Origin of the sequence: Terrirubrum flagellatum, from assembly GCF_022059845.1 — a bacterium.
Classification (GTDB): Bacteria; Pseudomonadota; Alphaproteobacteria; order Rhizobiales; family Beijerinckiaceae; genus Terrirubrum; species Terrirubrum flagellatum.
In genome coordinates, this window is the sequence record NZ_CP091851.1 from 5,019,954 (window position 1) to 5,032,663 (window position 12,710).

The 12,710-nt window shown below is 65.2% G+C and carries 11 protein-coding genes; 4 read left to right on the forward strand and 7 right to left on the reverse strand.

What is annotated here, in order from left to right:
- Positions 1 to 142: 142 nt before the first annotated feature.
- The gene (fliI, locus tag L8F45_RS24435) at positions 143 to 1,495 is read right to left on the reverse strand and encodes a flagellar protein export ATPase FliI (protein ID WP_342360432.1); all 1,353 of its coding nucleotides are present in this window, start codon (positions 1,493 to 1,495) and stop codon (positions 143 to 145) included.
- 340 nt (positions 1,496 to 1,835) lie between these two features.
- Here fliI and ctrA point away from each other — a divergent pair, with 340 nt between their 5' ends.
- The 3 genes from ctrA (at position 1,836) to L8F45_RS24450 (ending at position 5,320) form a co-directional block, all read left to right on the forward strand.
- Complete coding sequence (gene ctrA / locus L8F45_RS24440; RefSeq protein ID WP_342360433.1) at positions 1,836 to 2,537, forward strand: response regulator transcription factor CtrA; 702 nt, start codon at positions 1,836 to 1,838, stop codon at positions 2,535 to 2,537.
- 186 nt (positions 2,538 to 2,723) lie between these two features.
- A complete protein-coding gene (locus L8F45_RS24445; RefSeq protein WP_342360434.1) occupies positions 2,724 to 4,970 on the forward strand; it encodes a caspase family protein in 2,247 nt (748 codons plus the stop codon).
- Positions 4,967 to 5,320 (forward strand): hypothetical protein, encoded by a 354-nt coding sequence (locus L8F45_RS24450; RefSeq protein WP_342360435.1) that lies wholly within the window; start codon positions 4,967 to 4,969, stop codon positions 5,318 to 5,320. The genes L8F45_RS24445 and L8F45_RS24450 overlap by 4 nt, the downstream gene beginning before the upstream one ends.
- A 123-nt stretch (positions 5,321 to 5,443) precedes the next feature.
- Here L8F45_RS24450 and L8F45_RS24455 read toward each other — a convergent pair whose 3' ends face one another.
- The 6 genes from L8F45_RS24455 to chpT form a co-directional block, all read right to left on the reverse strand.
- Positions 5,444 to 6,298 carry a CheR family methyltransferase gene (locus L8F45_RS24455; RefSeq protein WP_342360436.1) on the reverse strand — a complete coding sequence of 285 codons (855 nt, stop codon included), beginning with the start codon at positions 6,296 to 6,298 and terminating at the stop codon, positions 5,444 to 5,446.
- Positions 6,295 to 7,503: a chemotaxis-specific protein-glutamate methyltransferase CheB gene (cheB, locus tag L8F45_RS24460; protein WP_342360437.1), complete on the reverse strand. Its 1,209-nt coding sequence runs from the start codon at positions 7,501 to 7,503 to the stop codon at positions 6,295 to 6,297. The genes L8F45_RS24455 and cheB overlap by 4 nt, the downstream gene beginning before the upstream one ends.
- Before the next feature lie 39 nt (positions 7,504 to 7,542).
- The gene (locus tag L8F45_RS24465; RefSeq protein ID WP_342360438.1) at positions 7,543 to 7,908 is read right to left on the reverse strand and encodes a response regulator; all 366 of its coding nucleotides are present in this window, start codon (positions 7,906 to 7,908) and stop codon (positions 7,543 to 7,545) included.
- 24 nt (positions 7,909 to 7,932) lie between these two features.
- The gene (locus L8F45_RS24470) at positions 7,933 to 8,412 is read right to left on the reverse strand and encodes a chemotaxis protein CheW (protein ID WP_342360439.1); all 480 of its coding nucleotides are present in this window, start codon (positions 8,410 to 8,412) and stop codon (positions 7,933 to 7,935) included.
- A complete protein-coding gene (locus L8F45_RS24475; protein WP_342360440.1) occupies positions 8,412 to 10,940 on the reverse strand; it encodes a chemotaxis protein CheW in 2,529 nt (842 codons plus the stop codon). Before L8F45_RS24475 ends, L8F45_RS24470 begins: the two co-directional genes overlap by 1 nt.
- 104 nt (positions 10,941 to 11,044) lie before the next feature.
- A complete protein-coding gene (gene chpT / locus L8F45_RS24480) occupies positions 11,045 to 11,689 on the reverse strand; it encodes a histidine phosphotransferase ChpT (RefSeq protein ID WP_342360441.1) in 645 nt (214 codons plus the stop codon).
- 115 nt (positions 11,690 to 11,804) lie between these two features.
- Here chpT and L8F45_RS24485 point away from each other — a divergent pair, with 115 nt between their 5' ends.
- Positions 11,805 to 12,617 carry a 3'(2'),5'-bisphosphate nucleotidase CysQ family protein gene (locus L8F45_RS24485; RefSeq protein WP_342360442.1) on the forward strand — a complete coding sequence of 271 codons (813 nt, stop codon included), beginning with the start codon at positions 11,805 to 11,807 and terminating at the stop codon, positions 12,615 to 12,617.
- The last annotated feature ends 93 nt before the right edge of the window (positions 12,618 to 12,710 follow it).

Below are 12,710 nucleotides of genomic sequence, written 5' to 3' on the forward strand. Positions count from 1 at the left end.
GCAGGTCCGGCCCCCACGGGGATGACGCCCTCGCCGGACCTCCCTTATGGTGACCAAGGAGGGTTGAGCTTTCGTTACCGACTTTCGCAAAGGTTGAAACGAGGGAGGCTGGCCTTCAACGAAAGTCGCATTTGGCTTGACGTCAGCCCGCGCCGCCGACGATCGTCGCCAGCCGCCTGTAGCTTTCGGCGCGCGAAGTCACCTCTTCCTTCTGTTGGCCAAGGAATGCTTCGAGGTCGGGATGGAGCGCGATCGCCTCGTCGACTTCGGCGGACGATCCGGCGCGATAGGCGCCCAGTCGAATCAGCTCCTCCATGTCGGAATAGGTCGCCATGATCTGCCGGGCGCGCTGGACAGAGGGGTAGAAGGCGGGATCGGCCGACCGCGGCATCGTCCGCGACACCGATTTCAACACATTGATCGCGGGATATCGACCACGCTCGGCGATCGCCCGCTCCATGACGATATGGCCGTCGAGAATCGCGCGCACCGCGTCGGCGACCGGCTCGTTATGATCGTCGCCGTCGACCAGCACCGTGAACAGGCCGGTGATCGAGCCCCTGGCGGTTCCCGGGCCGGCCCGCTCGAGCAGCCGCGGCAATTCGGAGAAGACGGTCGGCGTATAGCCCTTCTGGGCCGGAGGTTCGCCCGAAGCGAGACCGACATCGCGCTGGGCCATGGCGAAACGGGTCACCGAATCCATCATGCAGAGCACGTCGAGCCCTTCGTCGCGGAAATATTCGGACAGCGTCAGCGTGAGATAGGCCGCCTGCTTGCGCACCAGCGCCGCCTCGTCTGACGTCGCGACCACGACAACGGAGCGGGCGAGACCTTCCTCGCCCAGATCCTCGACGAGGAATTCCTGCACCTCGCGACCGCGCTCGCCGACAAGGCCGATCACGGCGACGTCCGATTTCGCATTGCGGGCAAGCATGGAGAGAAGCACCGACTTGCCGACGCCGGAGCCCGCGAAGATGCCCATCCGCTGCCCGCGACAGCAAGTGAGAAACGCGTCGAGCGCCCGGACGCCGAGATCGATCGCCGCGCCGACCCTGTTTCGCGCGTGAGCAGGCGGCGGATCGGCGCGGAAAGGATAGAGCTGCGCGCCCGCAGGCAGCGGGCCTTTGCCGTCGATCGGCTCGCCAAGTCCGTTGACGACGCGGCCAAGCCAGCCGCGCGTCGGCCGCACGCCGGGCGAAGCGGCGCGGATGAAGGCGCGCGCGCCCCTGCGCACGCCTTCGAGATTCCCGAACGGCATCACCAGCGCGCGGTCGCCCGAGAAGCCGATCACCTCGCAGGCGATTTCGCGGCCGGGCGACGCTTCGATGCCGACTCGTCCGCCGACGCGCATCGTGTGAGTGGGGCCGGCGATCTCCACGAGCAGCCCCCGAACGGTCGCAACGCGGCCGTGGATCTCGAATTCCGACAGACTCGCCGCCTCAGCTGCGAGCGCATCGAGCTTTCGTTGCGTTTCCGTTGACGACCAGGGCGGCATATCAACCTTTTGTTTACCGGCGGCATTAACAATGGCCTAAACGTCAATGCTGATGGATTGATTTGATCCATCGGCAACGACGTGGGCAACGGACTTCGACGCGCACGTAAACGCTCAAATGACTCAAAGGCATCCCGCCGGCGCAGACCATTCTAGCCGATTCGCCGTTCGATGGGCGATTGGCGCTTGCATGCGGGAATCAGCTTTTGTTAACCATGATGGCGTAGCGTTGCGAGTCGGTAAGCTAGGGGTGTCCGAGGGCGTGTCCCGAAGGCCCGGTCGCAAGGCTGGATCACCTTCAGCAGACAGCTCGTCGCGGCTTTAAGGTCGGGGACCATACATGCGTGTCCTTCTTATCGAAGATGACAGCGCGACGGCGCAGAGCATCGAGCTGATGCTCAAATCCGAGAATTTCAACGTCTATACGACGGATCTCGGCGAAGAGGGCGTCGATCTCGGCAAGCTCTATGACTATGACATTATTCTCCTCGATCTGAATCTCCCCGACATGTCGGGCTATGAGGTGCTGCGTTCGCTGCGCGTCGCCAAGGTCAAGACGCCGATTCTGATTCTGTCCGGCCTCGCCGGCATTGAGGACAAGGTGAAGGGTCTCGGCTTCGGCGCCGATGATTATCTCACCAAGCCGTTCCACAAGGACGAGATGGTGGCCCGCATCCAGGCCATCGTGCGCCGCTCGAAGGGCCATGCGCAATCGGTCATCGCGACGGGCGATCTGCTCGTCAATCTCGACCAGAAGACCGTCGAAGTCGCTTCCCAGCGCGTGCATCTGACCGGCAAGGAATATCAGATGCTGGAGCTGCTCTCGCTTCGCAAGGGCACGACGCTGACCAAGGAGATGTTCCTCAACCATCTCTATGGCGGCATGGACGAGCCCGAACTCAAGATCATCGACGTGTTCATCTGCAAGCTGCGCAAGAAGCTGGCGAACGCGTCCGACGGCAAGAATTACATCGAGACCGTCTGGGGCCGCGGCTATGTGCTGCGCGAGCCGACCGACGCCGACGAGCGCCTGACTGCCTGAATTCTTTCGACCTCCGGGTCGCCTGAGGCTCCGGCTCGCGCCGGAGCCTTTTGTTTTGGGCGCCGCCAGCGGATTCCCGGGCGGTCGCGCCCCGGCGCGTGCGCATGCGCACCCCGCGTCGCCTGAATTTCCTCTCATTGCAAGGTTCCACTAGATTGCCCGGAGTTGCCGGCAGACGGATCAGCGGTGTTGAAACGGTTCCTGGCGTTCCTTGGCCTGTTCGTCCTGGCCTGCGCCGCCCCGCTCGCCGCGCAGACGGAAAAGCGCGTCGCGCTGGTTATTGGCAATTCCGACTACGCCAAGCTGCCGGCGCTTAAAGGCGCCGATCAGGACGCGGCCGCCATGGCGGCGATGCTGCAGCGCTTCGGCTTCAAGGTCGCGTCCGCCGTCAATCTCGAACTGCCCGCGCTCAGGACGACGCTCGCCGCCTTCCAGCGCGACGCCGCCGGCGCTGACGCGATCCTCGTCTTCTACGCCGGCCATGCGCTGCGCTATCGCAACGCCGCCTATCTCGTGCCTGTCGGCGCGACGTTGCGCGACGAGACCAGCATCGAATGGGACACGCTGCCGCTGAAGCAGATGCTCGATGCGCTGCCGCACGCGCGCAGCGCGTTTCTGGTGATCGACGGTTGCGGACAGTCGCAGCTCGCGCCGGCGCTGAGCGGACTCGGCGCTGCGGCTTCCGCCGGTTTCGCCGAGCCTCCGGCGGCCAACGATATGTTCGTGGTCATGTCCACTTCCGTGAAGGATGACGCCTGTGAGCAGCCCTCGCGCAGCTCTCTCCTGCCGCGCACGCTGCTGACGGAAATGCAGCAGTCCGGCCTCGATGCGAGTCAGCTCTTCGAGCGCGTCAACCAGAGCATCAACAGGCGCAGCGGCGGGCGTCAGTATATCGAATTCAACGGCGTGCTGCCGCGCGCTTTCGTCTTCGGAAAAGATGATTTCGCCGATCAGGCGTTCCGTCGCCTTGGCGCTGATCCCTCGAACAACGATCTGCGCGCCTTCGCTTCGCGCTATGCCGACACGCAGCAGGGCGCGACGGCGCGCGATATGCTCGCGGCGCGCGATCAGGGTCCGCAATGGCTGCGCGCCGCGGGCGCCGATCCCTGGCGCGGACTTCTCAGCGCGGAGTGGCGCGACGAGCGGCAGACGAAAGCGCGCGCGGCGCGCTACGCTGCGTTGGAAGGACGGTGGAATCGCGAGGACAGCGATCGCGCGCAGGAGCGCGCCGCCATCGAGAAGCAGCGGCTCGAGCAGGAGCAGATCGAGCGCGAAAAGGCGGCGCGCGAGGAGCAGGCGCGACAGGCGCGCGAGCGCGAGGAGCAGCAACGCAAGCAGGCCGAGCTTCAGGCGGCGGAGCAGCGCAGGCAGGCGCAGGAGAAGGCGGACCGCGAAAAGGCCGAGCAGGAGAATCGCGCCCGTCTTGCGCGCGAACTCGAAGAGCAGCGTCGTCGCCAGGCCGAGGCGCAGGCCGCCGAGCAAAAGCGTCAGGAGCAGGAGCGCGTCGAGCGCGAGAAAGCGGCGCGGGAAGAGCAGGCGCGCCTCGCGCGCGAACGCGAAGAGCAGCAGCGCAAGCAGGCGGAGCTTCAGGCGGCGGAGCAGCGTCGACTGGCGCAGGAGAAAGCCGATCGCGAAAAGGCGGAGCAGGAAGCTCTCGCCCGCGCCGCACGCCAGCAGGAGGAGCGGGCGCGGTTGCAGGCAGAGCTCGACGCGGCCGAAAAGCGCAAGGCGGAGGAGCAGCAGAGATTGGCGCTCGCATCGCCGCCGAACAATCGCACGACCGCCGACCCTCCGGTCGGAGGCCAGGCCGTCGACGAAGCCAATCGCTTCACGGCGGAGCAGCGTCGCCTCGCCCAGGAGCGGCTCGAGCGCGACAGGCGCGCGCGCGGCGCGCCGAGCGAGTTTACGACGCCGCTGCAGTCGGAAACGGGCGTAACGAGCGGCGCGGGAACACAGATTGCTTCGCTGCCGCCGACGACGGAGCCTCCAAGGACGACGCCGGAGCCGCCTTTGCCGAAGCCGGACACGCCCGATTTCATCAAGGCTACTCAGGAAGAGTTGAAAAGGCTCGGCTGTTACGCTGGCATCGTCCATGGCCGCATGAACAACGGCACGAAATCGGCGCTGGAAAGCGCCGGCAAGAAGATTGGCGACAGCTTCAAGTTCGATCCACAGACCGAAGAGATGTTGCGCACGCTGAAGTCGCAGAAGTCCGGACTTTGCGGCCCCATCGCCTGTGGCGCGGGTCAGGTGCGTCGCGGCGATATCTGCGTCGCTTCGCGTCCGCCGGTCGCGGCTGAGCCCGCGCGGCCGGTCAAACCGGCGCCGCGTCCGCAGCAGCGCCAGGTCGCGCGACCGCAGCCTGCGACAGGCTCGTCAGGCGGCGCCCGCGGCGGCTGCTTCAATTTCAACGGGAGACAATATTGCCAATGAATTTCCACGCATTCTTCCGCGCTGCGACTGTCATCGCAGCCGCGGCCGCGACGATGATCCTGTCATCGGGGTCGGTCTTCGCGCAAACCTGCCGGATTCCGCGCGCGCTTCTTCAGAGCGAAGGCGCCGAACGGGTGACGCTCACCATCCTCAGGAGCGGCCGCTGCGTAGCGTCGGTCTCGCCAGCGCGCGGACATGCCGGCGACGACATCGTCATTCGCGTCGTCCGATCGCCTCTCGATGGCGGCCATCGTTCGATCAGGCGATGGCGCGACTATCGCGTCATGCCGGTCGCGATGTGGCCAGGGCCGCGCTGTTTCATCTTTCAGGAGCGGCGCTACTGCGAGTGATCTTAGAGCATGGCGTGAAAAAGCGGGGACCGATTTTCGCGAAAGCCATGCTCTAAACTGCTAGAATCGATCACGTTCCCGCACTTTGATTGATTCAATCAAAGTGAGGCGTGATCTAGACGTTCAACCGGCGACCGAGAGGCGCGGCGTCGCTGTGGTCGCAGCCGGCGCCGGCCGATAGAAAGACGGCGTGTCGCGATCGGGAACGAAGTCCGCGGTTGCGCCAAGCACCGTCTCGGCGCCTCCCAGCATAAGAGCGCCGTCGGGGGCCATTTGCCGACGCAGGCGCGCGAAAAGGCCCGTGCGCGTATTTGCGTCGAAATAGATCAGCACATTGCGGCACAGAATGAGATCGAACACGCCGAACGGCGAGGGATCGCGCAACAGATTGAAGGTGCGGAAGTCAATCTTGTCGCGCATGTTCTTTGTGATGCTCCAGCCTTCCGGAGTCTGGCTGAAATGCTTCAGCAGCATGCGCACGGGTAGGCCGCGCTGCACTTCGAACTGCGTGTAGAGGCCGGTTTTTGCGCGCTCGATGATCGCCGTGGAAATGTCGGTTGCAAGGATGCGGATCGACCAGCCGGCGAGCCTGTCGCCCATCTCGTCGAGAATCATCGCGATCGAATAGGGCTCCTGGCCGGCCGAGCAGGCGGCGCTCCAGATGGCGAGCCGGCGCTCCCTGGCGCGCGCGGCGATAAGGCCCGGCAGGACCGTCTCGCGCAGGAGGTCGAAGCTTTTGAGATCGCGGAAGAACAGCGTCTCATGCGTCATCATCGCTTCGATGACTTCGCGTTCGAGGGCGAGATCGCCGCCAGTGGCGATGCGTGCGGCGAGCGCCGCGAAGGTGTCGATGTTGTGCGCCCTGAGAATGCGGGCGAGACGCGACTCCAGGAGATAGGTCTTCTCCGGCCAGAGATTGAGTCCGGCGCGCTCGGCGAGGAAGCGTTGAAAGAACGCGAAGTCAGCAGGCTCGATCATGATTTGCCGCCTTGCGTGACGAGCGCCGCGGCGATCTCCGACGGCGTCGCGATTTCGTTGGCGAGGCCCGCGCGCGCGATCGCGCCGGGCATGCCCCAGACGACGCTGCTGCGCTCGTCCTGCACATAGATGCGCGCGCCCGCGGCGGCGAGGTCTCGCGCGCCTTCAAGGCCGTCGGAACCCATGCCGGTCAGCACGACCGCGGTGACGTCAGCCCCGAACACTTCGCGCGCGGAATGGAACAGGAGGTCGACGGAAGGCCTGGAGAAGCGCACCGGCGGTCCATGATCGAGCGTGATCGTTGGCGCGCTGGCGGCGCCGCTGATGCGGATATGATGGCCGCCAGGCGCGATATAGACGTGCCCGCGCACGAGCGCTTCGCCGTCGCGCGCTTCGCGGCATGTGACGCCGGACGCCGCCGCAAGATGCTCGCCGAAGACGCGCGTGAAGACCGGCGGCATGTGTTGCGCGATGATCACCGGAATGCGCGCGATCAGCGGCTTCAGCGCCGTAATGAATTCGGCGCAGGCGTTCGGCCCTCCGGTCGAGGCGCCAACGAGAATGGCGCGCGCCGCGTGCGACCCATGCGCCGGCGAAGATTGAAGCGGCGGCGCCTGCGGCGCGGGCCGCTCGACGACGGCTGCGTGAACTTCACGCGCCGGCGCGCGCTTGGGGCGCGGCGGCGACGGGATCGCCGCAAGTGGCCGCGAGATGATTTCGAACGGCGACAAAGGCTCGCGCGTCAGCAGCGGCTGCGCCTCGATCTTTCCACGGCGGCCGACCGTGCGCAATTTATCGAGCAATTCCTGCTGGTAGGTCGGAAGAGGCGTAGCGCGTTCGTCGGCGCTCGGCTTCGGAATGATCTCGGTCGCGCCGTTCTGCAGGCAGAGAAGCGCCAGCTCCGCGTTCTTGCGCGTCAGCCGCGACGACATGATGATCGCCGCTTCAGGCGCCGCGATGCGGATCAGCGGCAGCGCTTCGAGACCGTTCATCTGCGGCATTTCGATATCGAGGATGACGACATCAGGCTTCGCCGCGGGGATCATGGTGATCGCCTCGAGGCCATTGGCCGCGGTCCCGACGAGCTGAAGATCATCGCATTCGCTGATCCAGCGCGCGAGGAAGCCGCGCGCGACCGACGAATCATCGACGATGACGACGCGCACAGGCGCCATCTCGGACGCTGCGGGGAGCAGTTGCGTCATGGGCCCGGTTCAACCGGCGACGTGATGGCGTTCATTCCTTCAGGCGAGCCCAACCTGCTGGAACTTGGACGCAAGGATCTCCTTGTCGAACGGCTTCATGATGTATTCATCGGCGCCAGCATGCATCGCGCGCGCAATAGCGGCGAGATCATTCTCGGTGGTGCAGAAAACGACCTTCGGCTTTTTGCCGTCGTGCATGACGCGCAACGCCTTGAGGAATTCATAGCCGTCCATCTGCGGCATGTTCCAGTCGAGAAGGATCGCGTCAGGCATATGCGCCGTGCAGCAATCAAGCGCTTCGCGGCCGTCCTGCGCTTCGGCGATCAGGAAATCCATGCTTTCGAGAATGCGCCGCGCAACCTTCCGGATGACGGCGGAATCATCGACGACGAGACAGTGCTTCATGTGTCTGTGCTCCTTTCAGAGCGGTTATGCGGCTTCATCGCGCTGTGTGAGCGCGATGATGGATTCGACGTTGAGTTCGATGATGATTTCGCGACCGCTTTGATGCACGCCGACCGCGAACGGCGCCCATTGCGCCTGCAGATGCGGCGGCACCGGATCGCGCCGGTCTGGCGGAAAATCAATGACGTCGCCGACGTTGGGAACCAGCAAGCCGATTGTCTCGCCATGAATGCCGACGCTGATCGCCAGCGTCTTGCGGCTCTCGGGCTGAGGGAGGCCAAGCCGCTTCGAGAGCAGAATGCCGGTTACAACCTTGCCGCGCAGATTGATGAGTCCCGCGATATGAGGCGGCGCGAGCGGCACCGGCGTCACGGACTGTACGGTGAAGATGTCTTCGACCCGCGCGATCGGAATCGCAAGCTTCTGGCCGGAAATGGCGACCGTCACGCAAAGATTGGCCCTGGCGTCGACAGGAGCTGCGTCGAGATTAACGTTCGTCGCCATCACGCAGCCTCTCTGGTCGAGTTCTGCAGGCTCTCGAGCATGGAGACCAATTTTTGACGGTCGAATTTCGAGACGGCGCCTGACACGCCGAGGTCGGCCAGCCGGCTCTCGCGCAGCGAATCGAAATCGTTGCACCAGGCGATGCGCTGCGCGGACGCCGCGGCCAGCCGCGCGAGTCGTGACCGGGCGGCTTCGTCAGATGGGGCGATCACGGCTGGCTCGGCGATGATGACGTCATACATCGAGGGCGCGCCGGCAAGCGCCTGATCGAGCGATTCAACGGCAGTAACCTCGTAACCGGCTGCGCGCAGCACCGGCGCGATCATGTCGCGGAAGAACGGCGATTCCTCGATCATCAGCGCGCGCGGCGTCGCGCGCGCGCCGACGCGGTCGATATCGGGATGCGTTGCGCGCAGATGGTGCAGGGCGTCGACGACGTCCATGGCCTCGCCGTTGAGAATCGCTGCGCCAAGAACGCCGGGACCATCGCCGCCGTCGAGCACAATCTCTTGCTCGATCACGTCGACGATCGCCTCGACGACGAGGCCGACGGATTTGTCCTTCTGCGTCAGCACGAGACAGGGCGCTTTCGGCGCCTTGCGTTCGACCAGCGCGTCGGCGCCGACGAGCGGCAAGAGCTTGCCGTGATATTGCATGACGGAGTGGCCGCCGGCGCGTTCGACCGATTTGGCCTCGACCTCCTCAAGCCGCGCGATCGCGGAGAGCGGCAGGGCGCAGCGCCGTCCGTTCGAGCGGAAGATGAGCAGCGCGGTCTTGCCGCCGTGGCGCGCGCGCTCATCCGAGAGATGTTGCTTTCCAGCGCGCGCGCGCGCCGAGCTTTCCGTGACGACAGCGGCTTTGCGCGCGAGGCCGATGGGATCGAGAATCAGCACGACCGATCCGTCGCCGAGAATGGTGTTGCCGGAATAGATCGACATGTGGCGCAGCATCGTCGACATCGGCTTCACCACGATCTCTTCCGTGTGGAAGACCTGATCGACAAGGATGCCGAAGCGAGCGGCGCCGACCGACATGATGGCGACATATCCTTCGGCTTGCGCGTCGGGATCGCCGCCAAGACCAAGCGTCGTCGACAACGCGATCAGGGGCAGCATCTCGCCGCGCACGATGAGCACGCGGCCGCCATCCAGTTTCTCGATGCGAGTCTGGCTTTCGGAGTCGATATGGACCAGTTCGGCGACTGCGTTCTGCGGCGCGGCGAACTGCTGGCCGCCGGCGCCGATCAGCAGGGCCGGCACGATCGCGAGAGTCAGAGGCAATGTCAGGATGAAAGTGACGCCATGGCCGGATTGCGACTGCACGTCGATCGAACCGCCGATCTGCTCGACATTGGCGTTGACGACATCGAGACCGACGCCGCGCCCCGAGATCGCCGTGATCTTCTGCGCGGTCGAGAAACCGGGATGGAAGATGAATTTCGCGATCTGCGCTTCCGTCATCTTTTCACGGTCGGATTCGCTGATCAGCCCGCGTTCGATCGCCTTGGCGGCTATCCGCTGATGGTTGAGGCCGCGGCCGTCGTCGCTCACCTCGATCGTGATCGAACCGCCAGCGTGATAGGCGCGCAAGGCGATGACGCCGCGCGCGAGCTTGCCGACCGCCAGCCTGTCCTGTCGGGATTCAATGCCGTGGTCGGCCGCGTTGCGCACGAGATGCGTCAGCGGATCCTTGATCAGATCGAGCACCTGGCGATCGAGCTCGGTATCGGCGCCGCTCATTTCGAGGTCGATATCCTTGTCGAGCTCAAGCGAGAGATCGCGGACCAGTCGCGGCAGCTTGTGCCACGCATTGCCGATCGGCTGCATGCGCGTCTTCATCACGCAATCCTGCAATTGCGTGGTGACCTGCGACAGACGCTGCAAAGGCGCGTTGAAGGCGTGGCCGCTTTGCTGGCGCGCGACATCGAGGAGCTGATTGCGCGTCAACACCAGCTCGGACACCATGGTCAGGAGCTGTTCGAGCGTGTCGACGTTGACGCGCAGCGTCGATGATGCGGCGGTCGGCTCTTCGACGCCTGATGTCGCAGACGGATCAGAATCGCATGCAGCGTCGCGCTCCGCCTCTTGCTGCGTCAGCGCAATGTCGGGCGCGGCGACTTCGTCGCTGCGAAACGCAATCTCGTCGTCATCGTCCGACGCGCCGGCCATGCGTTCGAGCGCGCTGATCAGGTCGCCATCGGATCCTTCGGGCTCTGCAGTGGTTTTTTCCAACGCAGCGAGGATTTGCTTGATCCGGTCGACGCTCGCGAGGATGAGGGAGACCGCGTCGCGCGTCACAGGCGCGCCGTCGCGGAAACGTCCCATTAAGGTTTCGGCGGCGTGCGCCAGCGCTTCAAGACGGGGAAGACCGAGAAAGCCGCAGGTGCCCTTGATCGTGTGAACGAGGCGAAAGAGCGTGCGAAGAATGTCCTTGTTGTCGGGTTCATGCTCGAAACGGACGAGTTGCACGTCGACATGGTCGAGGCTCTCGCCGGTCTCGACAAGGAACTCACGCAACAGGTCGTCCATCTACGCGCACCCGACGGCCGCAGCGGCGACCGACCGCGATGATGAACGGGAACGGTTGACGACAGGTTGATGGGCGGTCGAATTCTGTATTTACGCCAGCCCGTTCATGCGAGCGGAGCGGACAACACGGTCACCGCATCGTCGATAAGTTCAATGCTCGCGCTCATGCCGCAAGCGCGCGCGACGAGCCCGGCATAGTAGGCGCGAACGCCTTCGGCGTCGACGGTCCCGGTCTCGGATTCGCCCGCCAGCAGCTCAGCCGTATGTGCGGGAACGCGCGCGTAAGGGCCTTTGGCGCGAATCGCATAGCGGCATGTTTCGCCTTCGATCTCGCCGATCACTTCGATCGAGCCGCCGCGCGGGATCGACTGCGCCGCGAGAATGAGCAGATTGAGAAGAAGCTTGACCTTGTTCTTCGGCAGGAGAACGCGAGGCGCCTTCCAGTCGAGCGTGGTGCGGTTGTCGACGATCAGGTCGACGGCGGCCGAATGGGCGTCGCCCATGTCGAGCGAGGCACCGGCCGAACCGGACGCGCCATAGGCGATGCGGGCGAATTTCAGCTTGGCGCTGGCCGAGGCGGCGCTTTTGCCGATCAGATCGAGCGCGTCGTCGCGCAGGCCGGAATCCTTTTCCTCCGCCATCAGCTCGAGGCCGTTCTGGATGGCGCCGACCGGGTTGATGACGTCGTGGCAGATCCGGCTGCACAACACCGCGGCGAGATCAAGCGGGTCCATCGTGATGGCTGGCATGGCGATATCCGGAACGCGAATGGGGATGGCGCGTTCAAAGCGATTCGCGCCGACGCGGAACCCTGCTACTCAACTGTTACCATCTGGCAAAGGGATTGGGAGCCCGGGAGCCTGAATGATGCGCGCCGATCCGGCCCTGCTGGACGCTTTCGCCGGGCTCGCCGCCGAGGCGGGGCGCATCCTGCTCGAAACGCCGCGCCGGGCCGGAATGACCGCCAAGCCCGACGGCAGTCCGGTCACGGCCGCTGATATCGCTTGCGAAAAGGCGATGGCGCGCCGGATCTCGGCGCTTTTGCCAGGCGTCCCGATCATCGGCGAGGAGAGCGCCCCAGAGGGCTGCCGACTGCCGGAGGGCGGGCGGCTGATCCTGCTCGATCCGCTCGACGGCACCCGCGCCTTCATCGACGGCCGTGACGATTTCTGCATCTGCCTCGCCTTGGTGGAGGGAGGGGAGCCTGTTCTGGGCGTCTTGGGCGCGCCTGCCCGCGGCATGGTCTATGCGGGACTGGCCGGGTCTGCTCCCCTTTGCTGGGCGGCGAAAGTCGGCGCGAATGGCGTCCTCGCGGCCGAGCGAACAGCTCTTAAAGTGCGAACCGGCCGCCGGCCTCCGATCGGCCTTGTCTCCGAACGGCATGGCGATCCCGCCAGCGAGGCTATTCTTGAGCGGGTCGGCGCGGTCGAACGGCCGAGCCTGTCTTCGGCGCTCAAATTCGCCGCGCTCGCCGAGGGCAAGGCCGACCTCTACCCCCGACTCGCCCCAACCATGGGCTGGGACACGGCGGCGGGTCAGGCGGTTCTCGCCGCGGCCGGGGGCGCGACCTACGGGGCCTCGGGCGCCATCCTGCGCTATGACGCCGGCCAGCCCCTTCTCAACGCCGGCTTCGTCGCAGTGGGCGACATGGCGCTGCGCGCGACGATCTTCGGCTGATCCGGCCATCCCCGCTCCCCAAGCCTTCGTCGCGTCATTTTCGTAACGCTTTTTGACGATCATCGATTCGGGAAGTCGCGCCCGCTCCGGGCG